This window comes from Polaribacter sp. M10, from assembly GCF_054968445.1.
Genome location: NZ_JBSSBG010000028.1, coordinates 1 through 26439, shown reverse-complemented (window position 1 = coordinate 26439; position 26439 = coordinate 1). Strand labels below are relative to the sequence as shown.

Here is a 26439-nt window from a genome sequence, read left to right as displayed (position 1 = left end):
CAACTCTTTTAATCCCTCTGTTCTTTTCCATTGATGAAAAGAACCAAAAATCTAGACTTATTTTATTTTCTTTAAATGCTACTATCCCTTTCACGATCCATGTCCAGACCGTTTCACTACGTTACACTCTTTGGACACTCCTCAGTTACAGTGATATTGAATTTTTACAGAAAATTAAAGTATGTCGATAAATCAAATAGGAAAAACCAATAACGAACATCGAATATCGTTCTTCATCCATCGAACAACGAACAACCAATAACGAACAACGAACAACCAAAACAGATCTCTCCACAAGGTCGGAATGACATATGTACTCTCAATTTAATATCTACCTGTCATTTCGAGTAGAGCGATAGCGGAACCGAGAAATCTCTTAGATCTCTCCATAAAGTCGAGATGACAAGCTGAATACATACTGATTATCGCTGAAACTAAAATATATTTTGATTGAAAGTACCTTGCTTAGCAAATAGCCAAATAGAGGAATCTACCAGTTAGTTGTACATTTAGAATCTAAAAAACATATTAATTTGTCAGTTCGAGTGATTTTGAGGTACGAGAAATTGTATCGAGAACCCATTTAATGGATAAAATTTTTATTCTCGATACAAATTTCACTCATTTCAATCGTGAAATTCACTCGAATTGACAAAATTTTATCTAAATCCACAACAGCAAGATCCATTAATTTGTAATCACTACAATTGAGTCTCTTCACAAGGTCGGAATGACATATATATTCTCCATTCAATATCTACCTGTCATTTCGAGTAGAGCGCAAGCGAAACCGAGAAATCTTTACATTCAAAAACTAAATACAATCTCACTAACGGACATCCTAGAATTTTCGTAAGAATACAAATACTATGAAACGGCAAGCGTCCAAAGAGTGAAACGGTCTGGACGCGATAGTGGAATAGTATATAGTATTCAAGAAAATTATAGGAAGTCTAGATTTTTTTGGTGAAGCCTGTTCCGAACTTGTTTCGGGGTTCATCAATGGAAAAAAGAATGAACATTATTTTATGAAAAAATAAATTCCTCCACAAGAATTCGCCTGTCATTTCGACCTTGTGGAGAAATCTAAACTATAGTTAACTCGTATCAAAAAAAAAGTGGAGTTCTAAAACTCCACTTACTCTAATCTATTCTAATACGCTTACTTAAAAATACGCTTGTACCATGGTTTTTTAGTAACTTCTAAATAGCTTGCTCCATAACCATAACCATAACCATAACCATATCCATATCCATATCCATAACCTCTGGTCATGTCAGTATCGTTCAATACAATGGCCATATTATTTAATTTTTGTTCAGTATATAAGTTTTGTGCTACTTTTAGCATGCGTTTGTCTAAATAATTGGCTCTAGACACATATAAGGTAATGTCTGCATGTTTTGAAATTAAAAAGGTATCCGTCACCAAATTTACGGGTGCAGTATCTACAATGATAAAATCATAGTCTTGTTTTACCTCTGCAAACAATTGTTTGGTACGATCACCTAATAACAATTCTGCAGGGTTAGGTGGAATCACACCAGAAGCAATAATATCGAGTCCTTTTATCTGTGGAATTGAAAATTTAATATCCTCTAAAGTTAAAGATTCATTGGTAATAAAGTTGGTAATTCCCTTGCGTTCTGGAATTCCTAAATATTCCGTTACTTTGGGTGCTCTTAAATCTACCCCCAACAACAAGACCTTTTTATTAGATAAAGACAAAGCTGCTGCCAAATTAATAGAAATAAAAGACTTCCCTTCACCACTAGTCGTAGACGTTACAAAGATCGTTTTCCCTTTTTCATTGACTTTGGAAGCCAACATAAAATCTAGATTGGTTCGTATCAAACGAAAGGCTTCTGCAGTACTGGTTCTAGAATCACTTTTAATCACCACTTTTTCATCGGTTTCTGAATGCGGTACGTCTCCTAAAAATGGAATGGTGGTGTTGTCTTCAATATCTTTACGAGTATGAATTTTAGTATCCAATAGATTTTTGATGTAAATAAAACCAAAAGGAACCATGAACCCGATGAGAAATGCTGCCAAATAAACAATTTTCTTTTTAGGAGATACCGGTACCCCATTAGAATAAGCGTAGTCAATAATTTTGGCATTAGGTACAGTGACTGCCAAAGAAATAGCCGTTTCTTCTTTTTTCTTTAACAAATAGGAATACAATTCCGAATAAATTTCTTTTTGGCGTTCAATATCAATCATTCCTCTTTCAATCAATGGAATGTTAGATATTTTAGCCGACACCTTTTGAGCTTCTTGTTTTAATTGTTCCAATTGTATTTCTAAAGATTTTTGCAGATTGGAAATACTAGCAAGCAAACTCTTTTTCAAGACTACAATTTGTCGGTTCAATTCAATCAATTGTGGGTTCAATTCTCCTGCAATCACCAACAACTTATTTTTATTTAATACCAATTCATTATACTGATTAATAGAAGACGATATGGCAGCATCAGTAAAACCTAAATTAGTCGGTAGAATCTCATTGTTTTCAGATTCTTGGGTGAGTTTTTTTAAAATCCAATTTGCCAAACTCAATTGGCTTTGAATCTCCACAATTTTAGCATTGTTCAAAGAAACTTCTTCTAATGCCAAGGTTCCTTCTGTACTTAACCCTGTAATCCCATATTTAGTCTTGTATTCCTTTACATTATCTTGTGCTAAAGCCAAATAACCACCGACTGTTTTTAAGCGTTCGTTGATAAAAGTTTTGGTTTTTTGAGAAACCAAATTTTTATCATTGATAGCATCCAAATTGTATTGTTTCACCAATTCATCTAAAATAGCTACTGCTTTTACTTGCAACACATCTACTAAATTTAAATTTAATACACTAGAGTTTTTATCAATAGCACTTATATTGATACGACTTCTGTAATTGTCAATTACAAGATCACGGGATGTAATTTTAACAAGAATCGATTTTTCTAAATCAGCTGAATTGAAATGGGAAGTTTTTTCGATCCTAAAAGGAAAATATTTATTTCCTAAAACTTCACCAAAACTAGCTGATAAACTTTGTCTTAAATTAACATTTTGTATTTCTAATTGATTCTTATCCACAATGGTAACCACAAAGGAAGTATCAATTTGTATATTCTTGGGTTCTGAAGATAAAAATTTAAGCTGGAGGGGTAAATCTTCATAAATTTCAGTAGTTTTCACCCTTCCTTCGAAAAAATAACGCACATTCAATTCTAAGGAATCCACCACATGGCCAATAATCTTACGCGATTTTAAAATTTCAATTTCATTTTCAGGATTGTTGGCAGAATTCCCACCGATGATTCCCAAATCTTCAAAGGCAGCCAATTCTGTAGAAATTCCCGATTTTTGATTGTCCTTGATCATAATTGAAGCCGTAGCACTATAGGTCGGTGTGGCATAACGTAAATAGACAAAGGCTGATATCATGGCTATCACTATCGAAAAGACAATCCATCTCCAATTAAGAATATATTTGTCTAATTCTTCTCTGATATTAATGGAATCATTCTCACTTTTCTGATTAAAAACTGAAATAGTATTGTTATTATCTTGCATAAATTATCGAGTGAATAGGGTGATTAAAGAAACTAAAAGCCCTGTCATAGAAATGAATAAGGAAGTACTTGAATTTGAAGATGCCGACTGAATTTTTGCATAATTGGGCTCCACATACACCACATCATTTTGTTGTAAATAATATACTGGTGAGGTAAACAATTCTTTTGACAACAAATCCACTTGGTACTGCACTTTTTTCCCGTTTTCTTCACGATTGACTAAAACGTTATGTCTTTGTCCAGAAATGTTTAAATCCCCCGCCAAACCAATGGCTTCTAAAATGGTAATCCGTTCATTAGGAACCGAATAACTTCCAGGCAAACGTACATCTCCTAATACGGTTACTTTGTAATTCGCGATACGGATGTTTATGTTTGGATTTAAAATATAATCTGGATCTAGCTTACTTTTTAAAAATTCAATCAATTCATCACGGGTTAAGCCTCCTATTTTTAATTTCCCCAATACCGGAAAATCTATTTCTCCCTTGGTATCCACCAAATAACTTTGCTGTTGGGCCACCCCAATGGCAGAATTGGATGAGGTGGAATAGGTTACAGCTGCCAAATTAAAGGGTTTTACGGCTTCGGTATCCAACGCCGTAATGGTAATTTGCAACAGATCATCCGGTTTGATGATGGTTTTGTAACTGTTGGATACTTTAGATTGATCTATTGTGTCGTTTTGAAAATAAATAATTTCTTTTTTTGAAACGCAAGCACTTAATTGTAGCAACAAGACAAGCAATAAAGTATATGTTAAAAAGTTTTTCATAAATATATTTTGGGCTAAAATAGCAAATTCTTTGGAATTGTAACTAACTAAACTAAGGATTGTTTGTAAGGTCATTACGAAGGAGGAACGACTGAAGTAATCTGTGTCTTTTGACTTAAAGATTGCTTCACTCCGTTCGCAATGACAATATAGCGTTCGCAATGACAGTATAAAGGTCGCAATGACGTGTTGTGATTAAAACGCATTTTCATCTTTTTTAAAAAACATCGACCAGGCTGTAATCACTACAATTTTCACATCTAAAAAAAAACTCCAGTTTTCTACATACCAAATGTCAGCATTGGCTCTATTTTCCATATCCTTAACTTGTTTGGTTTCTCCTCGATAACCATTGATCTGTGCCCAACCGGTTACGCCTGGTTTGGCAAAGTGGCGCACCATAAATTTGTCCACCAATACCCGATATTCTTCGGTATGCTTTAACATGTGCGGTCTAGGCCCCACCAAAGACATGTTGTTTAACAATACATTAAAAATTTGTGGCAATTCGTCTATACTGGTTTTGCGCATAAAAGCGCCAAATTTGGTAACTCTCGAATCATTCTTAGTAGCTTGTACCGAATCGGATTCTTTGTTTACAGTCATACTTCGAAACTTGAAGCAATCAAAGGCCTTACCATCTTGGCCCGTTCTTTTTTGCACAAAAAATACAGGGCCTTTACTGGTTAATTTAATGATAATCGCAATGATGGGAAACAACCAAGAAAAAATGAGCAATACGACCAAAGAAGAAAAAGTAACATCAAAAGCCCTTTTGATAAATCGATTGGTAAAACTCTTCAAAGGTTCACTTCTCAATTTCATGATCGGAACATGCTGAATGTAATTGATGGAAAAGCGTTGGGACAAATACTCCGAAAATTCTGGAATTACCCGAACTCGAATCATATTGTTGTCCGCATAACGAAACAAATCATTAATTAATTTGCTTTGATGGTAGGGCAAAGAAATGATGATTTCATGCACATGGTTTTTTTCTAAAAAATCAAAGATTTGTGATAACTTCCCCTTGAAATGCGCTTGCAAATCTTCGGTGATGTTTGCATCTGTAAACAAACCGGAAATTTTAAACCCATAATTGGCATTGAAATAGACCTTATCAATCAATTTCAAAATGTTTTCATTCATCCCAACCAACACAATCTTACTATAATTGTAACCTTTTCTACGATATACCTTCACCAAGGTATAGGAAACAAAACGCCAGCATAAAACCAAAACGGTAAAAATCAATAGTAAATACAAAAAGAAAACCCTCGAAAATTTATAATCTGTAATAAAGAAAATAAGTCCTCCACATAAAAAGCCAAAGGTCACTAGGGTGTATAAATTCTTCCCCAACAATTTGTGCATGTAAATAATTCTGGGCACTTCGTAGATGTCAAATTTTAAATTCAACCCCACCCATAAAATACAACCAACTACGATAAAGCTATTGTAAAAGATCAAACTTGGTACCTGTCCTTGAAACACCATATAATTCGCCACAAAAAAGGCAATCACGAATAGCAATACATCCACAATGGAGAAGATTAAAGGAATGAATTTGGATTTATTTTTTTTCATATATTTTTTTTATAGTTCACAAAGATACATTTTTACCATAAAGCCTTAGATGCTAAGAGGCATAGCGCTTTACTTTTGGCAAGGCATATTGTTTTATTTTACGTAAAATTTTAAAACTTAAAGTTAAAACACCCCACAAAGGGTATTTTTGAATGATCTGCAAATCTTCTGCAGACTTTTTCTTTTGCAATTTTAAGGTTGTGCTCTTGCCCCCCAAGCGCATTTTTACAATAAAATCATCCAAAAAATATTTTTTAATGCTGTCATTAAAGAACCATCGCAAAGAAATTTCATAATCACTGGCAATGCGATACGATTCGTCATAAAGACCATAGTTTTCAAATACTTCTTTTTTTACATAAATGGTGGTATGCAAAGGGATCCATCCATACTTCAAGTACTTTTTTTGATAGGGTTTCCCTGGATAGACTCGTTTAATATGATCAATCGCATCCCGTTCTACATACAATCCATGGGCATACAACAAATCGGCATTTGATTGTTGAAAACCTTGAACCACCTTTTCTATGGTGGTGGATTCATAAAACAAATCATCCGAATGTAAAATGCCAATCACATCCCCTGTGGCTACTTGAATCCCTTTGTTTAAGGCATTGTACAAACCTTTGTCTTTTTCAGATTTGTAATAGCCCAATTTGGGCACATAAGGTGCAATCACTTGTTGAGTGCCATCAGTAGACCCCCCATCGATAATAATGTGTTCGATATTAGGATAGCTTTGTGCTAACACCGATTGAATGCAACTTTCGATACAAGCCGCATTGTTATAGACAATGGTAATGATGGATACTTTCATAGTGGTGAAATACTTCTTTTAAAATTATTTTCGATCTGCTCATCCTATTTTTCGGGTATCAGTTTTATATTGTAATGGGTCTCCAAAAATTGAATAATTTTTTGTTTATCCGTACCGCATTTTTTTTTAATTTCAAACACTTTTGCATCAACCAAAGTTCTGTACCACCAACCTTGTAAAAAATGCCATAGAAACCCTTCTTTTCCTTGTGAAAAACCAAACTTTATCAAATATCGGTATAAAAAATACAGGAACGAGCGCCAAAATAAAGGCATTTTTGCATATTTCTTCTTTTTGATTCTCTTTTGCGCTGCATCTTCAGACAATTTGGAGTTTCCTTTGGCCTTTGCTATCAAATCCAATTCAACATCCAACAATTCAATCGCTTCTTTTATGGCGTAATTATTATGTTTTTGAATCCACCAACCCAATGAGTTCAGGTTATGATCTACAAAATAACCCGAGAACAACATTGAAGTACCTTGGGTTAACACAATATGTTCATCCATCCAGCGATCTTCACAAATACCATGGCCATATCGAAACATTCTTAAAATATTCATTTGTAACATCCCTTTTTCCATCAACACATTTAAAAAATACATTTTTCGTTCAAACACGATCCCTGAAACTTCTTTGGAAATATTTGGTAACTTTTGATGAATTTCAGCAATCAATGCATCAGAAAGATATTCATCTGCATCCAAACGAAACACCCACTCTGTTTTTATGGGCAGGTGCTGCAACCCCCAATTCACCTGTTTGGAATGATTGTTTTCCCATTTGTTTTGGTACACTTTTGCACCTAAATTTTCGGCAATAGCTGTCGTTTGATCTGTGGAAAATGAATCAATTAAAAACACCTCTTTAGAAAACAAAAAGGCATTCTTAACCGCTCTGGCAATATGCTTTTCTTCGTTATAGGTTAAAATGAATGTCGAAATACCTGGCTGCATAACTTTTAATCTTTTAATTCTCTTTGCTTTAAATATTTAGCAGGATTACCTCCTACAACCGTCCATGCTGAGACATCTTTAAAAACTGCAGCTCTAGCACCAACTACCGCACCTTGATGTATAGTGACTCCAGGTCCTACAAAAGCATCTGCAGCCACCCAAACTTGATCTTCTATTAAAATTGGAGCAACAAAAAGTGGATGTGATTTCTTGTTAAAGTTATGACTAGAGGCACACAAATATACTTTTTGAGAAATAGTTGCACCTTCTTTTATTTTTATTTTACCTTGGTTATAACAATCTACTTTTGGTCCAATACAAACAAAATCACCTAACTCTAAATTCCATGGAGCCCAAACTCTTACGCTAGAATGTACTGTACATGTATAAGAAATCTTTGCTCCAAATAAACGTAATACAAATGTTCTGTATTTTCTAAAAAACCTTAATGAAAAAGGCCTAAAAAAAATAATATATACCACTTTCCATAAAATTCTTGCAATCTTATTTTTAATTGAAAATTTATGACGAGTATCAGTCATTGTCAAACTATCATAACTCATAGTTGAATCAACTTTTATTTAATTTAATATATGCTATTTTTTTTCTAATAATTCTAGAAGCTGAGCTCGAAACTTCAAGTAAGCGTAATGTTTTTAACAAAAATTTCATTCTCTTTTTGTAAAATTCATAATTATTAGTATTTAAAGCAATTTCAAACAAAACTCTAGATTTGTAAGTTACTTTATACCTCATAGCATAAATAATTTTTCTTAATGGTGCAATTACAAAACTTCCAGCTTTTATTCTTTTTACTGGTCTGGCTTTGCCTTGTAGGTCCATACGATTCAAACGATATGACAGCCCCTCTCTACGTTGTCTAAACCCCCCAGATTGAGCATCTTTTACCTCAGCTTCAGTTATATCCACCAATGAAACCCTTTCCTCTGCTATACATGTCTTTAATAAATCGTCTATTTCTTTGTTTCTAATTATTAACATGTTTGTTCCCTGAGCATCTACTTCAAATTGAGGCAACCAAGCATCTCCAACAGTAATATCTGCAGTTTCACCTACAACATCATCACAAAAATTACAAGCTGGAAGCATCATTGCTCCTTGATTAAACTTACCTCCTATAACATTACCCGAATCTTCCACAATTTCTTTTGTTTCGGTATAAGCTGTAAATACGTAAGCACGTGCTGGTATACCTGGTCCTTTTGTTCTGTATTTAAAAGTACTAGCTTTTTCAGGTTCGATTCCTTTCCCCCAAGCTAAAGATAATGTCCAGTTTACACTTTTTAAGTGACCACAAACTAATGCCATAGTAAACTTTATAGATTCTTTTACATAAGTATCTTTAAGTTGAATTCTACGAATCGCTTTAATCATACAAGGAACTCCTACTAAAAGATACTTACCAGGCTTTTTATGCAATAAATTTAAAATTTCTGAGAGTTCAATTACATGATATTTGGTACGTGCACCAGCTTGAATTTCTTTTAAAGAAGTGCTTAGACCATATTTAAAAAAAGGATCTGTTGGGCTATCCCTTTTACTTTCTTTAACATGTATAACACCGTCAATAAGACCTCTATTAAATAAAGCCGCACCTATATAGGTACCAAAACCACCAGATGTCCCTCTACTTCTGTACTCATCTTCCTTTACATAACCTCCATATATGCTTTTGTAATTTCCAATATATTGACTTTTACTAGATTCTTTTTGATCAAAAAAAGCCAGTGATAATTTATCTTCATTATATTCCGGATTCAAAGAAGGACAAACAAAGTTGGCTCTTTGTTGTTTTTGCAATTCAACTTGAGAAATTTCATTAACGTTAGGTACATATTCTCCAAACTTATTTAACTCCATTGAAGTACCAGTGCTATATGCACAAGCACCACAACCTACACAAAACCCTCCGTCAACTACTTCTTTAATATTTTTAATTTTGTTCATATTTTGTATCTTTTATAAGGTTAAATTAAAGACATCTTCAAGTATTTTTCCGAGTCTGATATATTTTTTTGTAAAAGTTTTCTTACGCTATCAAAATCTATATCATTCATTTTTTTAAAATCTATACTACTCCCTTCTGTAAGCAATCTATCTTGTAAATTTACCATATCCATTAAACTTTGCTGTCTACTGTTGTTATTTTTACTTGCTGGAGTAATAGTATAAAAAGGTTTTTCGAAAATCAATGAAAAAATACTACCGTGAAAAGATGTGGTTAACACAAAGGAAGCTGAATTGTATAAACCTAAAAATTCAGCTGGCCCAAAGTCACGAATGTTTAACATTTTATCATCAGATTCTAAAGGGATTTCATTTTTACAAACTCTTATAATTTTATAACCTGTTTTCTTTTGAATTTTATAGGCCAACTCTTCAGCATATTTATTTCTTTTAAAAATAAAAAACAAAATATATGGAGTATCGCTTTGGTAAGGAACCATAAAACTTTGCCAATCAGACTTTGTTAATAATAAGGTTGGATCAACTACGTGCGTTGCTTTTCTGCCCGAAACTTCCTTAATAATGTTTACACCATCCGATTCTCTTGTTGAAACATGGGTTAAATTGTTGAGCCAGGCTTTATATTGAGCATAATAAGCTTGATCAATACTACCCACACCAAAACTCGATGCATAGGATACTTTATTGGCATCTTTAGGCGCAAAAGTTAAAAAATAGGGTGCAATATTGGTCCCGTTATTAGGGTTCCAAACTTGATCGCTACCCACAATAAAATTATTATAGGTATGCTGGGCATTGTATAATTCGGAATAACTTTTGAATGGTTTGGAAACTGACGTGTTTTTGGCATGAAAGTGATCAAATCTTTGTTTTCTGAGCTTAGCTATTTTCGGATATTTAAATGCGCTATATTGATCGAGCCACTTTAAGACAGTATCTTTTAAGGTATTTTTAAAAGTGGTTTTAATTAAAGGATTAGCCGATGCTTCTTTTATATAATTGGGATTCTTGTAATATAAATAATTGATAATTTCATTATCGTATCCCAATAATTTTAACTTGTGGTGTAAGGCAAATGCTTGTAATTCTGCACCATAATTATTGACATTTAATATTGTAATGATTCCTGTCTTTTTCATTTATTATAAGTTATTGTAATGTGGATATTTTAAATTACTTGATAGAAAATTATCTATTAGCACATAAATCTTTTTCACTCAGACCTAATTCATCAATTGATTTTTTAAGCATTTCTTCATGTAATTTAATTTCATTAATTTCAAATCTCATTTTAATTTTTTTAGCAGGTGAACCTCCAACTATTTCATAAGGCTTTACATCTTTGGTAACAATAGAGCCTGCAGCAATAATAGCTCCATTTCCAATTTCAATACCGGTTAACACAATTGCGTTAGCACCAATCCAAACATCTTTACCTATTTTAGTTTTACGAACAATACCTCTATCACAAAAAATCATTGGTTTTCCTGAAACATTAAAAGTATGATCTCCGCCAATTATTTTAACATCATTGGCTATCATCGTGTAATCTCCTATTTCTACATTAGGATAAATAAGACTATTAGTACCTACATAAGAAAAAGCACCTGCCTTTAAATCTGATGACAAATAAATTCCTTTAGCCACATAAAACGTTTTATGAATATTTTTTTTATTTAAATTAAATTTTTTCCTAACAAAATACATTTTAATGTATTTGTATAATTTTTTTAATACGATTTTCATTGTAGTAAAGATTTTTCCAAAATTTCTTTTTGAACAACAGGATTGTATTTTTCATCAATAATTTTAAAACATGCCTTTCTGTGTTCTTTAAATTTCTCCTCATCCATTAATAACCAAAATTTAATTTTGTCAGCTAAATCCTCTACATTATCCTTTTCAAAAAAGCTACCAGTTACGCCATCTTCTATAGCTTCAAATTCAGGCATTTGTGCTTCAAAATTAGAATGTGTAACTACTGGAGTCCCAAATACCAAAGAATGCATTGCTGTTAAACCAACATTACCTGGTGCAATACATATATGTGAATTCATAAAAAAATCACCAATTAAACTTTCATCATAACAAGCTCCATAAAACCAAACTTTTTTTTCTAATGATAATTTTTTAGTTAATTTTTCTAAACCCTCTCTTTCATCTCCATCTCCAACAAAAATTAAATTGCATTCAATATTATTATCTCTTAACAAATTCATTACTTCTATAATTTGATGTAGCTTTTTAATTTTTGTTAGTCTTCCTGTAAAAATTAATACAGGGTCTGTATTTTTAAAATGATCTAAGTATAAATTGTTTTTTACAAAACTATTTCTAATATCGATTTGATTTTTATAATCTAATGAATTATATATAACAATAATCTTTTTTTCGTTAACACCATAATCAATCATTTTATTTTTTGCATAATGGCCATATACATATATTTTATCACATAAGGCCCACAAAAATTTAAAGATAAATTTCTTTTTTTTTGATAAATTAAAAGTTACCCCATGTGTCCAAATAGAAGCTTTTTTTCTTAGAATTTTACATATAAATAAAGAGCACCATGTACTAATAAAATAAGGGTTTCCTAAAAAAATATAATGATCATATTTTTTAAATATCAAGCTAACTACCCCTTTCTGCCACAACATTTTTTTTTGAAAAAACCATTTATTTTGTAACAATTTGAAATCTAAAACTTCTTGCTGTATCACTTTAATAGAACCGTCTGTATTAACACCTGCAGCCAAATCAATCTCTAATTTTGTAGAACTCTTAAGTTCTTTAAAGATTGGCAACCTATAATGTGCTATGTAATGGTAAATTATTATTATTTTCATTTTTTTTATTTTCTAAATGAACTGTAAATACTAGAAAAACTACTGGGATAAATTTAATATATAGATATGGATTACCAGAAGAATATGATGATAATGTATTATATAAACAAAATAGCATTGCAAAAAGTGTAAGTTCATTTTTTAATTTAAAAAAACTCCTTATCGGGTATATGATAACTAGATAAACAAATAATATAAAGCCAATAACACCCATATCGAAATAAGATTGTAATATCGGGTTATCCAACCATTTTGTCATATACCCCGCTCCAAATATATAATTGAATAAATTAAAATTATTGTCAATATAATTATAGGCATAAAGCCTTGTCTTATACCTATAAATAGCTGATCCAGTACTATCTTGAACTTCTGCATTACCTAAAATATTTAAAACACCTGAATAAAAATTATATATAAATTCATTTACAATTTCTCTCACTGTATCTAAAGAAAAATAAATAAATAATGAGCATACAAGTAAGAATAAAAATGATTTTAAGTATTTTAAAATTTCTTTACTATCTAAATTACCCATCTTATAAAAAAACAATATTAAAATAATAATAGCTGTAAAAATAGGAGTTCTTTTTGTAGACATAAAAATTACATAGATATCTAGTCCTAAAAACACAATAAAAAGAAACCTGAGTTTTGATTTCTTTACTAATAAAAAGAGAACAGCGATAAAATTAACTAAAGCCCCAAGAGCTATCGTAAACGTATCTAAAACATAACTTTCAGATTGCCTATCTAAATAGCTTTCAGAACTCGTGACTATACCTGATTGTAAATAATAAAATCCAAAGAGTGAAACTATACTGGATATAAAAAAAACATTTTTTATTAAATTTTTGAATTTAAAATTAGTATTTTTTGATGAATAAGCAAAAATCAAAGCAATAATATAAAAATGAAAACTTAAATATTGACTTGTTAATTTATCTGATAATAAACCATATATAAGCATCAATACTTGAAATAATAAGATTATTTTAAATTTTTTATTAAATAAAGGAAGTTTGCCTAAAAAAATATTTTTAAAAGACGTCATAAATAAAATTGAAAAAAACATAAAAACAATAGACCACTTTATAATAGGGAAAACTTGAGTTAAGTACATACCTAAAGGAACGCCCATTAATGTTAATGATATTCCTGTATTAAATAATAATGTTGAATTTGTGTTCTTCAATTTCTATGTGTCTTAAATAAGTTTTTATAATTAGGAAAAGCTTTTGTACGCCAATTCTAAAATAATATTAATTTTTTCTTCAGAATAGTTATTTAACACGTGATTTCTTAAAATTGGTTGATGGTTTTTCTTATGCATTGATTGCAAAATCGCTTTTCCAATTTCATCAACATCAAAAGGATTTACACTTAATGCCATATTTTGGTAATACTCTTTTGGCCCACCAATATTAGTAATTACAATTTCGCAACCAAACCTAGCGGCATTTAAAGCAACAATACCTACCCCTTCTAAAATACTTGGTAAAGCAAATACTTTTGCTCTTGCATATAAATCTTTCATTTCTTCTTCAGAAATAAAACCTAGTACATCAATGTTTTTGGCATCTCCTATTTCTTTCTTTAGTGGAGCAAATTGCTCTTCTGTACCTTTTGCTCCAGCTAATACCAAATTAAATTTATATTTTTTTGCTGCTTGTATTAATCTTAACACATTTTTTCTAGGTTGGTAAATAGAGCTAATGTGTAAACAAAAGTTTTCTTTTTTTATAGTTGCGTATTCTTCCGAAAAAAGATCTTCATAACTTAGTGGAACTTTAAAAATTTTTGAATCATTAAGATTCATAGCTTCACTAAAATAACGAGATTCGTGGTCTGATCTTACAAATACACCCTTAATATATGGTAAGGTTTGCTTTAGTGCATATGTAGAAGACCATAATCTGAGTTTTTTAGAACCTAAAAAGGTAGAAAGTTTATATTTAAATAAAGATTGGTTAGAATCTATAATTGGTGATATAACAATGTTTTTATTTTTTTTATATAATTCACTAACAAAAGAATATATCCAAATACCTTTACCAAACACGTGTATAACATCAAAAGAAATCCAATTATAATTACCCCATGGGTTTATTTCTATTACTTCATGACCATTTTTTCTTAAACCTTTAGCCCAAGTAATAGCTTGCCCTCTAACACCATTAGATTTGCCAGACAAAACAATTTCTGGATAAAGATAAAACGCAATTTTCATGTTTAATTATTTATATTATTCTCTAAAAATGAAATTGATTTTTCTCTTTCTAAATTTAATATCTCATCAACTTTTAAATAATCTATATCTGTTTTAATTATTTCTAAATAATCTTTAGTATGTTCAGTTATTAAACGATGTTCTAATTTTAACATTTTTAAGAAAGAATTAAATCTTGCCAAACCTCTTTTAACATTACCAATTATTAAAAATTGTTTTTTAAAAATTACCGAAAATAACATACCATGAAAAGAATCTGTTACTATAAACTCAGCGTCTCTAAATCCTCTTAACCAATTGGACATTGGAGGGTATATATAATTGTAAAAATCTAACCCTTTATTTTTTATAATTAACGATGGGTTTTTCTTGTAATTTATGGAGTTGATTTCTAAATCTAAATTTTTAGCTACGTTTCTTATAATATCCCATTTTTCCTTTTTTGTATCTAAAACATATACCGTAAGACATTTTTTTAAAGGTGTGCTATATTTCTTTTCTATGATTGGGATATAATCTTCAGCATTCAGTAACAAGGTTGGATCTAAAACTTGGATAGCGTTGACACCAAATACTTCTTTACAAATTTTAATACCAGAATTTTCACGAACAGAAATTGCTGTAAAATCTTTCATTAATTTAGAAATATCATTTAACTTTTCTTTAGTGCCGTCTACAGTATCTTTTCCAAAAGAAGCAGCATAGGAAATTTTCTTTACCTTAGGATCTTCCACAAAATCTAAAAAAAAATTATTTTTAATACCCCCAATATGTTCAACCCTCCATACTTGATCACTTCCTACTATAAAAGCATCAAATCCTTCATTATTTAACTGACGCATTTTTATTTGAGTATCTATTTTAATCGTTCTCGGTTGAATCCATTTATCACTAAACTTTTTCACATTTTTTATTATATAGCTATGAAAAAAATACTTCTGTACATAATATATTAACGTTTTTTTCTTTCTTGCATCCCACTGTCGGTCTACTAAATACGCCTCATAACCTTTACTTTTTAAATAATTTAATAGTGCAAATGCTTGTAAAACTCCTCCATAATTTCCTTTTAATGGAAGTGTTAGAACACCTATTTTCATTTTATTTGTTGTTTTATCCATTATTTTCTATTGTATAATAGTGATTTAAAAATATTTTTCTCATAGGAATTCATACCTAACATCCACATTAATCCTATGAATACTATACCATACAAAATGATTTCTAAAATGTAATTTATCAAAGAAAACTCAAAAGGTATAAAAGTAGTAAAAAGTTGAAAAATTATTACTGATAACATTACGGGCATACTTATTTTTAAAATTTCTATCCAAAACTTACCAATATTAAGTCCAATTTTTTTATGATAATAAATATTCATAATTAAACCATTCCCTATAATTAAACTAGTCCCTGTAACTATTGCACAACCTAAACCTTCTAATTCTTTTGCCAAAGGCATGGTAATAATAATATTTAATGTTGCAACAATTAGCAGTGATATTGCTCTAAATTTTTGTTGATTTTTAGCTTGTAAAATAGTGATGCCTAAGTTCTGTATTAAAGGCACTGTTACAGGAATCATGATCCACAAAGCCATAGCATAGGAACTAGAGTAATCTGATCCTGCCCATAATTCTATAAATGTTTTACCAAATATAATAAAACCCGATAGTATTAAAGAGAGAACAATAAATTGTAAACGCCCAACCTTAATAAATATATCTGATAATTCATCATCTGAAGCTTTTGAAGTTACCATTTTGGTTAATTTTGGTAACAAAACACCTACTATTGAAGTAGAAAACGAAAAGTACAAATTTTTAACCGTCATAGCTACCGCAAAAATAGCTACTGCTACAGTACCTGCTACCGCCCCTAAAACAAATTGTCCAGTGTTCCAATAAACTTGATTAACTATTACAACTAAAAAAACGTAAAATGAATATCCGAGTATCTCCTTCAATAATGACATATCAAAAAAACCATAATTTGGATTTATACCAATTTTAATTTTACAATAGGCAAAATTTATGAGTAATGTAATAACATTTAAAGAAGTTAAAACTACAACTAAAGCAATAGATTTATAACCATACAATAGTAAAGGAATCATTATTAAAGGGTTAATAACTACTCTTAGAATGTTAACTATTTTAGAAAAGATAAAATTTTCATGTGCAATAATTATTGAACCGAATATACTAAAAGGAAAAGTTATTGCTAAATTAAATGTTAACAATGCTAATAGAACCTTAATTTTTTGTAGTTCTTCTAAGCTCATTGCATCTCCAAAAATTGCACTTGTATTAAAGTATAACAGACATCCAAGTAAAGCAACAATTACCCCTATTGCACTGTAAATGACTATAAACATACCATGCAAATTGTTTTGGGTTTTAATATCACCTAAGGCTCTATATTTAGAAGTAAATCTAATAATAGCATTTCCAAAACCTAAATCCATAATGGTTAGATATCCAACAACAGCTGCTGCTAAAGAATAAAGCCCAAATTCTGATTTCCCCAATGTCCTAATCATGAAAGGAGTATACGTAATTCCAATAATATTATTGAGGATAATTAATAAATATGATAATAATGCTCCTCCTTTAATTTGGTTCATTTGATTAATGCTATATGTTAATGAAATTTAACAAAAGATTCATTAGATCTTCTTTGTGACTTAGCAACAACACAATTGTCTTGAGCATATCCTAAGGCTAAATACATGATTACTTTTTCATGTTTTGGGATATGTCCTGCATGTTTAATTCTTTTTTCTGATTTTAATGAAACACAAGTATTTAGAGCACAAGATGCAACACCTAAACTATAAAATGATAATATTAATGACATACAAAACATGCCAGAATCAATTCCTATTTGATTTCTCTCATTTTTAGAAAAATAATTTATATCACCAGTTACTATTGCAACCGTTTTAACATTTTCTCTAAACCCTCCACTCCCGTTTTGCAAATTTAACATTTTAAGAGCATCATTACCTTGATAAACATGAACTTTCCAACCTTGCCTATTACAAACAGAAGGCGTGTATTTTGCTGTTTGTATTGCCTCGAGTACAACCTCTTCACTAACTTGTAGATCTTTAAAATTTCTAACACTAGCTCTTGCCTTTACAAATTCAAAATATTCAGTTTTAGTAATATTAGAAGTTTTAAAATTTCTAACCCCTCCCGTTTCATCTGTACTTTTTTTATTATTTATAAACAATTCTATACTGTCGATTAATTGAGACTTGTACTCAAATTGAGAATGATAGTTTAAATATTCTTTTAAAACAGCAATTATATTATAAGTTAAACCATCTTCTCCAAAACTATTAATATAACGTGGTGTTAAACGAAGAAGATCGTTTATTTTATGTTCTCCAAAACCAAGTCTTGGTTTCGGAAGGGCTAACCCTTTTTCAACGGTATGATATTGTTTGGTTAAGTATGCTTTATATTGGTCCTTGTTTTTGAGATCACTAATCTTAAAAGAATATTTCAAAAAGTTTTTTAAATCATATAATGCATTTAAAACTTCAATTATTGTTTGTTTCATAGTATATAAGTACTCTATTAATAATATTGATGTATTTAGAATTAGCTATTCTTCTTGTTTTTAATATCTCGTGCCCACTTTTAACAGATCCATATCCTTTTTCGTCAGCTTTACATCCCCTTGCATCGTGTCTTTTAACAAGGCTTCTAAGTCATATTCTGGTACCCAACCTAATTTCTCTTTGGTTACACTAACTCCTCAAAATACCCAATTGTTTTTTTCAATCCCTCTTCTAGCTGAATACTAGGCGCCCAACCATTTAGCTTTTCTTTGGCTAAGCTGATATCTGGTTGACGTTGTTTGGGATCGTCTTTGGGCAAAGGTAGGTGTACAATTTTTGAGTTTGAGTTGGTCAAACGAATCACTTCTTGTGCCAATTCTAGCATCGTAAATTCGTTTGGGTTCCCTAGATTTACAGGCCCTAAAAAGGCATCTTCAGATCCCATCATACGGACCATCCCTTCTACCAAATCATCGACATACTGAAAAGAACGGGTTTGCGTTCCATCCCCAAAGATGGTAATGTCTTCTCCTCGTAAGGCTTGCATGATAAAATTAGACACCACGCGACCGTCGGCTGGATTCATATTAGGCCCATAGGTATTAAATATTCGGATAATTTTAATGGCCACCTTGTTTTGTATGTGATAGTCCATAAATAAGGTTTCTGCACAACGTTTGCCTTCATCATAACACGAACGAATTCCAATAGGGTTTACATTTCCCCAATAGGACTCTTTTTGAGGATGTACAGCTGGATCTCCATACACTTCACTAGTACTCGCTTGCAAAATCTTTGCGCCAACACGTTTTGCCAACCCTAAGGTATTGATGGCACCCATCACCGAAGTTTTGATGGTTTTAATAGGGTTAAATTGATAATGTACAGGAGAGGCAGGGCATGCCAAGTTATAAATTTCATCCACTTCTGCATAATAAGGCTCCGTAATGTCATGACGTATCATTTCAAAGTTTGGGTTGCTTCTTAGTGCATTGATATTCTTTTTAGCTCCGGTAAAATAATTGTCCAAACACAATACCTCATTGCCTTCGTTTAACAAACGTTCACATAAATGAGAACCCACAAAACCAGCTCCACCAGTTATTAAAATTCGTTTCATATCCTTGTCTTTTTATAAACCATATTCACATGATTTGTTCACTAATTTTAACCTTTCCCAATTCCTTTAAACTGAAAACCGATACTTTTCATGGCTGCCGCATCTAATATATTACGTCCATCAAACACAAAAGCTGGCTTAAACATATGTTGGTAAATTTCTTTCCAATCATAGGTTTTAAACTCATCCCATTCTGTCAATACAGCTATGGCATGCGATTTGTTCATGGCTAGTTTCGGGTCTTCATACACAAAAACTTGTGCTTGTTTTTGTTTGATTTTTTCTGCTGCCAATCCTTTCAATTCCCATAAATAACTCAAATCCGCTCTAACTTTGGCTTCCGATACTTTTGGATCATATACATGAATTTCTGCTCCGTCTTCAATCAAATATTCAGCTACATAGATCGCCGCAGATTCACGGGTATCATTGGTATCTTTTTTAAAGGCCCAACCTAAAAAGGCAATTTTTTTACCATTTACCGTATTAAAAAGCGTGGTAATAATGTTTTTTGCAAAACGGTATTTTTGATGATCGTTCATCTTAATCACCTGCTCCCAATATTCAGCAACTTCTGGCAAATTAAAATAACGACACAAATACACCAGGTTTAAAATGTCTTTTTGAAAACAAGAACCCCCAAAACCTACAGAGGCTTTTAAGAATTTTGGCCCAATTCTACTGTCGGTTCCAATAGCATGTGCCACTTCATCCACATCGGCTTCCGTAGCTTCACATAAGGCAGATAAGGCATTTATGGATGAAATACGTTGCGCTAAAAAGGCATTGGCCGTTAATTTAGACAATTCTGAAGACCATACATTGGTGGTTAAAATTTGATCTGGTGTCAACCAATGTGCATAGACATCTACCAAAGCTTGAATGGCAGCCTGACCACTTGGCGTTTGTTTTCCACCTATTAAAACACGATCAGCATTAAACAGGTCGTCTATGGCAGTACCTTCTGCTAAGAACTCAGGATTAGACAGAACTTCAAAATGCACTCCATTTCCGTTGCTATCCAAAATGGTTTGTAAGGTTTCTGCGGTACGTACGGGTAAAGTAGATTTTTCTACGATAATTTTATCGGTGGTGGCTACTTCCGCAATTTGACGTGCACACAATTCAACAAATTTTAAATCGGCCGCCATTCCTTTTCCTTCTCCATAGGTTTTGGTTGGCGTATTTACCGCAATAAAAATCATATCTGCTGCGGCAATGGCTCCATCTACATCTGTTGAAAAAAACAAATTTTTACCTCTTGCCTCACCTACTACTTCCGCCAAACCGGGTTCATAAACCGGTAAATTGTCCAAATTCTCATCATTCCAAGCCGTAATACGATCGGCATTCAAATCCACTACAGTCACTTTAATATCAGGACATTTTAGGGCAATCACAGACATGGTAGGACCACCTACATAACCTGCACCAAGGCAACAAATATTTTTAATTTTTTTCATTTATGAGGGTATTATTATTATACTCAGTTTTGGAGGCTTCAGCACTGCACTACTCTACTTGTTTTAAGATTTCATGACCAGCCTTTAATAAATCAACATCCTTTTTCATCAATGCTACATCCCCTTGCATCATGTCTTTCACCAAAGCAGCCAAGTCGTATTCTGGAACCCAGCCTAATTTTTCTTTGGCTTTGGTAGGATCTCCCAACAATAAGTCTACTTCTGTTGGTCGGAAATACGAAGGGTCTACGGATAGCACTTCTTGGCCGATTTTTGGTAAGCTAGACTTCTCGATTACGCTCGAAGTGACAGTGGCATATTTTTCTTGGTCTATTGATTTGATAAACCCTTTTTCTTCTACGCCTTCGCCTTTAAATTCTATTCCAATACCTACTTCTGCAAAGGCCATCTTTACAAAATCGCGCACGGTGGTGGTAACTCCTGTAGCAATCACCCAATCTTCCGCTTTGTCGGCTTGTAAAATCATCCACATCATGCGAACATAATCTTTGGCATGCCCCCAGTCACGTTTGGCTTCTAAATTCCCTAAAAAGACTTTGTCTTGCAAGCCCAAAGCTATTTTTGCCACAGCTCTCGTAATCTTTCTCGTTACAAAAGTTTCCCCTCTTCTTGGCGATTCGTGGTTGAATAACAAGCCATTACATGCAAACATGTCGTAAGCTTCTCTGTAGTTCTTAGTAATCCAAAATCCGTATATTTTAGCGACTCCATAAGGAGAACGCGGATATAACGGCGAGTTTTCATCATAAAAACCACGTTCATTTTTATTTTCTGGCAAACCTCCAAACAATTCAGACGTAGAGGCTTGGTATATTTTTGTTTTTTTAGTTAAGCCTAACAAACGTACGGCTTCTAAGATTCTTAAAGTACCCAAGGCATCTACATTCCCCACATATTCTGGCATGTCAAAAGAAACCTTAACATGAGACATGGCCCCTAAGTTGTAAATTTCATCAGGTTGGCATTCTTGAATGATTCGCGTTAAATTCATCGAATCCGTTAAATCACCATAATGCAACTTTAAGCGTTGATTAGGGTCATGAGGATCTTGATACAAGTGATCGATACGATCGGTGTTGAACAAAGAAGACCTTCTTTTAATACCATGTACCTCGTAGCCTTTTTCTAATAATAATTCTGCTAAATACGAGCCATCTTGCCCTGTGATTCCTGTGATTAATGCAACTTTCATATTTTTTTATTGTTCGGTTTTTAACGGTTTAATTGTTTAATTGGTTAATTGGTTAATTGGTTAATTGGTTAATTGTTAACTACCTTATTGACAACCAAAAACAAATAAAATATATCTAATTTAATTTCTTTTTTAATGTGTTTGTATTCTTCAATTGATATTTATATAAAGCATTCAACTTACTTAATATACCGTCTAATTGAATTCTTATTGCTTCATATTTGTCTTCTTTTATATAGCTTAAATCCAAAGCAGTGTTTAAATGATCTATAATTTCTAATCCTGAAGCATAAGAGATGTTTGTAAAATGCGCTTGGTCAAAATTCGAAGACCTTCCAGAACCTTCAGCTAAATTCGCTGAAATACTTGCAGAGGCCCTATTGATTTGACTGATTAAATCAAAACGTTCATGCTTGGGAAATTGTGAACTCATTTTCTTTATCTCTATTTTAAATTTTCTTGCTGCTTGATACACATCTAGTTTCTCAAATGAATAGGTTTTATAGCTCAAACTTATTGTTGTTTAACTGTTTATTTGGTTATTTGATAAACTGTTTATTTTTCATACTCAAACTCTAATCTCGGATTAATAGTTTAATTGTTTAGTTGGTTAATCTCATTCTTAACCCCTAAACCCTAACCTCTAAACCTTTAAGCCTCTAAACCTTTAGCCTCCAAACCTCTAATCTTTACTCTATTGTTTATTAGTTAAAACTGGTTAACAGTTTAGACCTCTTCTTTAACCTCTAAACACTTAAACTCCTAAACAAACATCTCATCCTACATTTTCACTTCCTTAAAACGATCTATATGTTCCAAAAACCAATCATAGGTCTTTGCAATTCCTTCATCCAATTCGGTTTGATATGCCCAACCTATAGCTTTCATCTTAGAAACATCCATTAACTTTCTTGGGGTACCATCAGGTTTGTCTGCATCCCATACGATGTCACCTTCATGCCCCACTGCCTTCTGAATGGTTTCTGCCAATTCTTTAATGGTAATATCTTTACCCGAACCTACATTATACAAATGCTCTGGCAATTGATTTTCTAGCGCATACACCACGGCTTCTGCCATATCATCTACAAACAAAAACTCACGCATTGGTGTACCACTTCCCCATAAAGTTACAGGGGCATTATCATTTAATTTTGCCTCGTGAAACTTACGGATCATAGCCGGTAACACATGAGAGGTTTTTAAATCGAAATTATCAAAATACCCATACAAATTGGTAGGCATTAAGCTTACATAATCTTTCCCAAATTGCTTTCGGATGGCCTGACACGCTTTTACTCCAGTAATTTTAGCAATCGCATACCACTCGTTTGTTGGTTCTAAAGCATCTGTTAATAAATAATCTTCTTTTAAGGGCTGAGGCGCAAACTTAGGATAAATACAAGAACTCCCTAAGAAAATAAACTTTTCAATCCCTGTTTTTAAGGCCCCATCAATTAGGCTATTCTGGATTTGCATGTTCTCCATCAAAAACTGATACGGGTAATCGTTATTGGCTAAAATACCGCCTACACGAGCAGCAGCATCAATAATTGCATCCGGTTGTTCTTCTTGTAGAAATTTAAGTACGGCTTCTTGGTTTTTTAAGTCTAACTCTTTACTAGTTCTACCAATTAGATTTGTATACCCTTTTTTCTCTAAAGCTCTCCAAACGGCTGAACCGACCATACCTCTATGGCCTGCGATGTAGATTTTGGAATCTTTTTGCATCAACAAATTATTTCTTTTTTTGTTTTAGATTTTCTTTCTCTTGCACTTCTTTACGCAAGCCGCTACTCGAAAAGCGGTGCTCTCTTTTGTTGTAAAACAATTCGATGCCCGATTTCTCACAGTATTCTCTACCCGTAAATGGCTTGTTCATATATTCATCACCTACAATGCGCACGTCTATTTTAAAAGAACGCAACACATCTTCCAAATCTTGCTCGGTAGCATAAGGTACAATCTCATCCACAAACTTACAGCCTTTTAACTGAATGTAACGTTCTACCACAGATTGAATCGGTCTATTTTTTTCTGGACGATCTAAGGTTGGATCGGTTTGTAAGCCACAAATTAAATAATCACATTCTTGTTTTGCGTCTTCTAACATTTTTACATGCCCTGCATGAAACAAATCGAATGCACTAAACGTTATACCTATTTTCATGTTAATTTATTTTTATTCTTTTTTGTTGATTCTTTTTCGTTGGCCGTTGTTCGTTTTTCGTTGGTCGCTTTTCGTTAGACGATGGACGGCGGACGATAGACGAAAAACGGTGCTACTCCCTACCTTTCAATAACCAGGAAGAAGATTGTATTTTATCTCCCAAACCATCAATTAAGGTTACCCCTAACTCATTACAAGTAGGCACTTCTGGGATAGAGTTGTTGTTTTGGTCTCCGCCATTGGCAAAAGCGAAATCATATTGCTCACCATATTCTTTTACTAAGTGGGTAATCGAAGCACAAACGGTTCTGTCTTGATCTACCGAGATAATGGCTTTATCTACCGCTTTTATATTGCTTACAATAATCAAACGCTCGTCTTCTTTTTGGAAGGCTTTCGATCCTTTTAACTCCCTTTGTAGATCGCTGTTGACAATCACAAACAATTCATCTGCTAAGGCTTTGGCATTGTTAAAGTACTCTAAATGCCCTTTATGGATAGGATTAAAATAACCTGAAACGATAATTGCTTTCTTTTTCATTGTTACTGTTTTCATTAATACTGAGACAAATATATGTTTATTTATTTAACTACAAAATGGATGTTTTTCCCCTTTTTTAAGAATTGTTAAATTCCTAATATCGTGTACTATTTTTATAGATTCCTCAGAATCAGCCAATCCGAAACCGTTTCCTTTTATGATTTCGGCATAACTCCGATTGTGCAATTCTGTGAACCCCGAACTAAACTCAATTTCTTCCTCATTAATCGTAATCGATCGATAGGTTCTTTGCCCTTTTTCCTGCACCGCTTTCGGTAAGGAATGTTCATCAATCGACAAAAACCAACGTACTCGAGCTCTTTCAAACTCCAGATACCCCGAAGCTTCATGTTTCGTCCTTAAATGTACAATATTTTCTTGAACTTCTCCAAATATCCAAGAAAGCATGTCGTAAAAATGTACGCCAATGTTGGTGGCAATCCCACCCGACTTGCTTTGATCTCCTTTCCAAGAAATGTCGTACCATCGCCCTCGTGAAGTAATATAGGTTAAGTCTACATCGTACTTTTGGGCGTTATTTGCAGCCTCTACTTTTTGCTTTAATGCGATGATACTAGGGTGCAAACGGAGTTGTAAAATGGTATTTATTTTTTGACCAGACTCTTTTTCTATGTCTTTGAGAGCATCTACATTCCAAGGGTTTAAGACCAAAGGTTTTTCACAAATGGCGTCTGCTCCTCTTCGCAAGGCCATCCGAATGTGTGAATCGTGCAAATAATTGGGCGTACAAATCGACACATAATCCAAGTGCGTTCCGTTTCTTTTCAATTTTTCAATATGACGATCAAAACGCTCAAACTCCACAAAAAAATCAGCTTTAGGAAAATAACGATCCATGATTCCTACACTATCAAACTTATCTAATGCCGCAATTAAGGTATTGTTGGTTTCTTTAATGGCTTGTAAATGCCTTGGAGCGATATAACCCGCTGCTCCTATTAATGCAAAATTCTTCATTTTTATTTTTTCACTTTTTTTGCTATGTAAGGTTCGTTTTTCGTTTTTCGTTGCTCGACTATCGTTATTCAGAACTCATAACTCATAACTCACAACTCTACTCTTCACTATTTTTCCACCTCTGCCCTCTCTCCTCTCTAATCTATTTTCTCTATTCTTGTTTCGTGGTTCGTTGGTCGTGTTTCGTTGATCGATGCTCGTGGTTCGTTGGTCGTGTTTCGTTGTTCGTGGTTCGTGGTTCGTTGTTCGTTGGTCGTGTTTCGTTACTCGCTATCCGTTATTCCTAATTCAGAACTCTCAACTCTTAACTCGTAACTCAAAGCTCTAAACTCAAAACTACAAACTACTTCCAGAATCCAATACTAAACATCAAACATAAAATATTTTCTACTTCCTAACCTCTATTTTCGTGGGTCGTGGGTCGTTGGTCGTGGTTCGTTTATCGTTGCTCGACTATCGTTATTCATAATTCAGAACTCTTAACTCGTAACTCTAAGCTCTAAGCTCTAAGTTCTAAGTTCTAAGTTCTAAGTTCTAAGCTCAAAACTACAAACTACTTCCAGAATCAAATACTAAACATAAAATATTTTCTACTTCCTAACCTCTATTT

General features: G+C 32.6%; 23 protein-coding genes. All 23 read right to left on the bottom strand.

Annotated elements, in window-relative coordinates; translation table 11 throughout:
• Nucleotides 1-1162 precede the first annotated feature (1162 nt).
• Nucleotides 1163-3568, bottom strand: a complete 2406-nt coding sequence (locus ACWYN7_RS16395) for a GumC family protein (protein WP_462861058.1) — start codon at nucleotides 3566-3568, stop codon at nucleotides 1163-1165.
• 3 nt (nucleotides 3569-3571) lie between these two features.
• Nucleotides 3572-4345 (bottom strand): polysaccharide biosynthesis/export family protein, encoded by a 774-nt coding sequence (locus ACWYN7_RS16390; RefSeq protein ID WP_462861057.1) that lies wholly within the window; start codon nucleotides 4343-4345, stop codon nucleotides 3572-3574.
• Between the two features lie 195 nt (nucleotides 4346-4540).
• Nucleotides 4541-5932 carry an undecaprenyl-phosphate glucose phosphotransferase gene (locus ACWYN7_RS16385; RefSeq protein WP_462861056.1) on the bottom strand — a complete coding sequence of 464 codons (1392 nt, stop codon included), beginning with the start codon at nucleotides 5930-5932 and terminating at the stop codon, nucleotides 4541-4543.
• A gap of 52 nt (nucleotides 5933-5984) precedes the next feature.
• The gene (locus ACWYN7_RS16380; RefSeq protein WP_462861055.1) at nucleotides 5985-6749 is read right to left on the bottom strand and encodes a glycosyltransferase family 2 protein; all 765 of its coding nucleotides are present in this window, start codon (nucleotides 6747-6749) and stop codon (nucleotides 5985-5987) included.
• Nucleotides 6750-6793: 44 nt separating this feature from the next.
• Nucleotides 6794-7705 carry a glycosyltransferase family 2 protein gene (locus ACWYN7_RS16375; protein WP_462861054.1) on the bottom strand — a complete coding sequence of 304 codons (912 nt, stop codon included), beginning with the start codon at nucleotides 7703-7705 and terminating at the stop codon, nucleotides 6794-6796.
• A gap of 5 nt (nucleotides 7706-7710) precedes the next feature.
• Nucleotides 7711-8268, bottom strand: a complete 558-nt coding sequence (locus tag ACWYN7_RS16370; protein ID WP_462861053.1) for a putative colanic acid biosynthesis acetyltransferase — start codon at nucleotides 8266-8268, stop codon at nucleotides 7711-7713.
• A 7-nt stretch (nucleotides 8269-8275) separates the two neighbouring features.
• Nucleotides 8276-9673 (bottom strand): Coenzyme F420 hydrogenase/dehydrogenase, beta subunit C-terminal domain, encoded by a 1398-nt coding sequence (locus tag ACWYN7_RS16365; RefSeq protein ID WP_462861052.1) that lies wholly within the window; start codon nucleotides 9671-9673, stop codon nucleotides 8276-8278.
• Between the two features lie 20 nt (nucleotides 9674-9693).
• Entirely contained in the window at nucleotides 9694-10833 is a 1140-nt protein-coding gene (locus ACWYN7_RS16360; RefSeq protein WP_462861051.1) for a polysaccharide pyruvyl transferase family protein, read from the bottom strand.
• A 49-nt stretch (nucleotides 10834-10882) separates the two neighbouring features.
• The gene (locus tag ACWYN7_RS16355) at nucleotides 10883-11440 is read right to left on the bottom strand and encodes a CatB-related O-acetyltransferase (protein ID WP_462861050.1); all 558 of its coding nucleotides are present in this window, start codon (nucleotides 11438-11440) and stop codon (nucleotides 10883-10885) included.
• Entirely contained in the window at nucleotides 11437-12543 is a 1107-nt protein-coding gene (locus ACWYN7_RS16350; protein ID WP_462861049.1) for a glycosyltransferase, read from the bottom strand. The genes ACWYN7_RS16355 and ACWYN7_RS16350 overlap by 4 nt, the downstream gene beginning before the upstream one ends.
• Nucleotides 12503-13738 (bottom strand): hypothetical protein, encoded by a 1236-nt coding sequence (locus ACWYN7_RS16345; RefSeq protein ID WP_462861048.1) that lies wholly within the window; start codon nucleotides 13736-13738, stop codon nucleotides 12503-12505. The genes ACWYN7_RS16350 and ACWYN7_RS16345 overlap by 41 nt, the downstream gene beginning before the upstream one ends.
• A 30-nt stretch (nucleotides 13739-13768) precedes the next feature.
• A complete protein-coding gene (locus tag ACWYN7_RS16340; RefSeq protein ID WP_462861047.1) occupies nucleotides 13769-14773 on the bottom strand; it encodes a glycosyltransferase in 1005 nt (334 codons plus the stop codon).
• Between the two features lie 2 nt (nucleotides 14774-14775).
• Entirely contained in the window at nucleotides 14776-15873 is a 1098-nt protein-coding gene (locus ACWYN7_RS16335; RefSeq protein WP_462861046.1) for a polysaccharide pyruvyl transferase family protein, read from the bottom strand.
• Nucleotides 15874-15893: 20 nt separating this feature from the next.
• Nucleotides 15894-17399 carry an oligosaccharide flippase family protein gene (locus tag ACWYN7_RS16330; RefSeq protein ID WP_462861045.1) on the bottom strand — a complete coding sequence of 502 codons (1506 nt, stop codon included), beginning with the start codon at nucleotides 17397-17399 and terminating at the stop codon, nucleotides 15894-15896.
• Between the two features lie 17 nt (nucleotides 17400-17416).
• Nucleotides 17417-18343: a nitroreductase family protein gene (locus tag ACWYN7_RS16325; RefSeq protein ID WP_462861044.1), complete on the bottom strand. Its 927-nt coding sequence runs from the start codon at nucleotides 18341-18343 to the stop codon at nucleotides 17417-17419.
• 185 nt (nucleotides 18344-18528) lie between these two features.
• On the bottom strand, nucleotides 18529-19464 hold the full coding sequence (locus tag ACWYN7_RS16320) for a UDP-glucuronic acid decarboxylase family protein (protein WP_462861043.1): 936 nt from the start codon (nucleotides 19462-19464) through the stop codon (nucleotides 18529-18531).
• A gap of 47 nt (nucleotides 19465-19511) precedes the next feature.
• Nucleotides 19512-20927 (bottom strand): UDP-glucose 6-dehydrogenase, encoded by a 1416-nt coding sequence (locus ACWYN7_RS16315; protein ID WP_462861042.1) that lies wholly within the window; start codon nucleotides 20925-20927, stop codon nucleotides 19512-19514.
• A gap of 49 nt (nucleotides 20928-20976) precedes the next feature.
• Nucleotides 20977-22140, bottom strand: a complete 1164-nt coding sequence (gene gmd, locus ACWYN7_RS16310) for a GDP-mannose 4,6-dehydratase (protein ID WP_462861041.1) — start codon at nucleotides 22138-22140, stop codon at nucleotides 20977-20979.
• Between the two features lie 115 nt (nucleotides 22141-22255).
• A complete protein-coding gene (locus ACWYN7_RS16305; RefSeq protein ID WP_462861059.1) occupies nucleotides 22256-22615 on the bottom strand; it encodes a four helix bundle protein in 360 nt (119 codons plus the stop codon).
• Between the two features lie 305 nt (nucleotides 22616-22920).
• Nucleotides 22921-23871, bottom strand: a complete 951-nt coding sequence (locus ACWYN7_RS16300) for a GDP-L-fucose synthase family protein (protein WP_462861040.1) — start codon at nucleotides 23869-23871, stop codon at nucleotides 22921-22923.
• 7 nt (nucleotides 23872-23878) lie between these two features.
• Nucleotides 23879-24310 carry an adenylyltransferase/cytidyltransferase family protein gene (locus ACWYN7_RS16295; RefSeq protein WP_462861039.1) on the bottom strand — a complete coding sequence of 144 codons (432 nt, stop codon included), beginning with the start codon at nucleotides 24308-24310 and terminating at the stop codon, nucleotides 23879-23881.
• Between the two features lie 112 nt (nucleotides 24311-24422).
• Nucleotides 24423-24851 (bottom strand): adenylyltransferase/cytidyltransferase family protein, encoded by a 429-nt coding sequence (locus ACWYN7_RS16290; protein ID WP_462861038.1) that lies wholly within the window; start codon nucleotides 24849-24851, stop codon nucleotides 24423-24425.
• A gap of 45 nt (nucleotides 24852-24896) precedes the next feature.
• Nucleotides 24897-25829 (bottom strand): Gfo/Idh/MocA family oxidoreductase, encoded by a 933-nt coding sequence (locus tag ACWYN7_RS16285; protein WP_462861037.1) that lies wholly within the window; start codon nucleotides 25827-25829, stop codon nucleotides 24897-24899.
• Between the last annotated feature and the right edge of the window lie 610 nt (nucleotides 25830-26439).

Bases quoted from the DNA above. Each gene is read 5' to 3' on its own strand.
- ACWYN7_RS16360 (WP_462861051.1), bottom strand. From the start codon at position 10,833: ATGAAAAAGACAGGAATCATTACAATATTAAATGTCAATAATTATGGT.
- ACWYN7_RS16390 (WP_462861057.1), bottom strand. From the start codon at position 4,345: ATGAAAAACTTTTTAACATATACTTTATTGCTTGTCTTGTTGCTACAA.
- ACWYN7_RS16385 (WP_462861056.1), bottom strand. From the start codon at position 5,932: ATGAAAAAAAATAAATCCAAATTCATTCCTTTAATCTTCTCCATTGTG.
- ACWYN7_RS16320 (WP_462861043.1), bottom strand. From the start codon at position 19,464: ATGAAACGAATTTTAATAACTGGTGGAGCTGGTTTTGTGGGTTCTCAT.
- ACWYN7_RS16340 (WP_462861047.1), bottom strand. From the start codon at position 14,773: ATGAAAATTGCGTTTTATCTTTATCCAGAAATTGTTTTGTCTGGCAAA.
- ACWYN7_RS16395 (WP_462861058.1), bottom strand. From the start codon at position 3,568: ATGCAAGATAATAACAATACTATTTCAGTTTTTAATCAGAAAAGTGAG.
- ACWYN7_RS16350 (WP_462861049.1), bottom strand. From the start codon at position 12,543: ATGAAAATAATAATAATTTACCATTACATAGCACATTATAGGTTGCCA.
- gmd (WP_462861041.1), bottom strand. From the start codon at position 22,140: ATGAAAGTTGCATTAATCACAGGAATCACAGGGCAAGATGGCTCGTAT.
- ACWYN7_RS16325 (WP_462861044.1), bottom strand. From the start codon at position 18,343: ATGAAACAAACAATAATTGAAGTTTTAAATGCATTATATGATTTAAAA.
- ACWYN7_RS16375 (WP_462861054.1), bottom strand. From the start codon at position 7,705: ATGCAGCCAGGTATTTCGACATTCATTTTAACCTATAACGAAGAAAAG.
- ACWYN7_RS16365 (WP_462861052.1), bottom strand. From the start codon at position 9,673: ATGAACAAAATTAAAAATATTAAAGAAGTAGTTGACGGAGGGTTTTGT.
- ACWYN7_RS16295 (WP_462861039.1), bottom strand. From the start codon at position 24,310: ATGAAAATAGGTATAACGTTTAGTGCATTCGATTTGTTTCATGCAGGG.
- ACWYN7_RS16355 (WP_462861050.1), bottom strand. From the start codon at position 11,440: ATGAAAATCGTATTAAAAAAATTATACAAATACATTAAAATGTATTTT.
- ACWYN7_RS16315 (WP_462861042.1), bottom strand. From the start codon at position 20,927: ATGAAAAAAATTAAAAATATTTGTTGCCTTGGTGCAGGTTATGTAGGT.
- ACWYN7_RS16380 (WP_462861055.1), bottom strand. From the start codon at position 6,749: ATGAAAGTATCCATCATTACCATTGTCTATAACAATGCGGCTTGTATC.
- ACWYN7_RS16300 (WP_462861040.1), bottom strand. From the start codon at position 23,871: ATGCAAAAAGATTCCAAAATCTACATCGCAGGCCATAGAGGTATGGTC.
- ACWYN7_RS16330 (WP_462861045.1), bottom strand. From the start codon at position 17,399: ATGAACCAAATTAAAGGAGGAGCATTATTATCATATTTATTAATTATC.
- ACWYN7_RS16370 (WP_462861053.1), bottom strand. From the start codon at position 8,268: ATGAGTTATGATAGTTTGACAATGACTGATACTCGTCATAAATTTTCA.
- ACWYN7_RS16335 (WP_462861046.1), bottom strand. From the start codon at position 15,873: ATGAAAATAGGTGTTCTAACACTTCCATTAAAAGGAAATTATGGAGGA.
- ACWYN7_RS16290 (WP_462861038.1), bottom strand. From the start codon at position 24,851: ATGAAAAAGAAAGCAATTATCGTTTCAGGTTATTTTAATCCTATCCAT.
- ACWYN7_RS16285 (WP_462861037.1), bottom strand. From the start codon at position 25,829: ATGAAGAATTTTGCATTAATAGGAGCAGCGGGTTATATCGCTCCAAGG.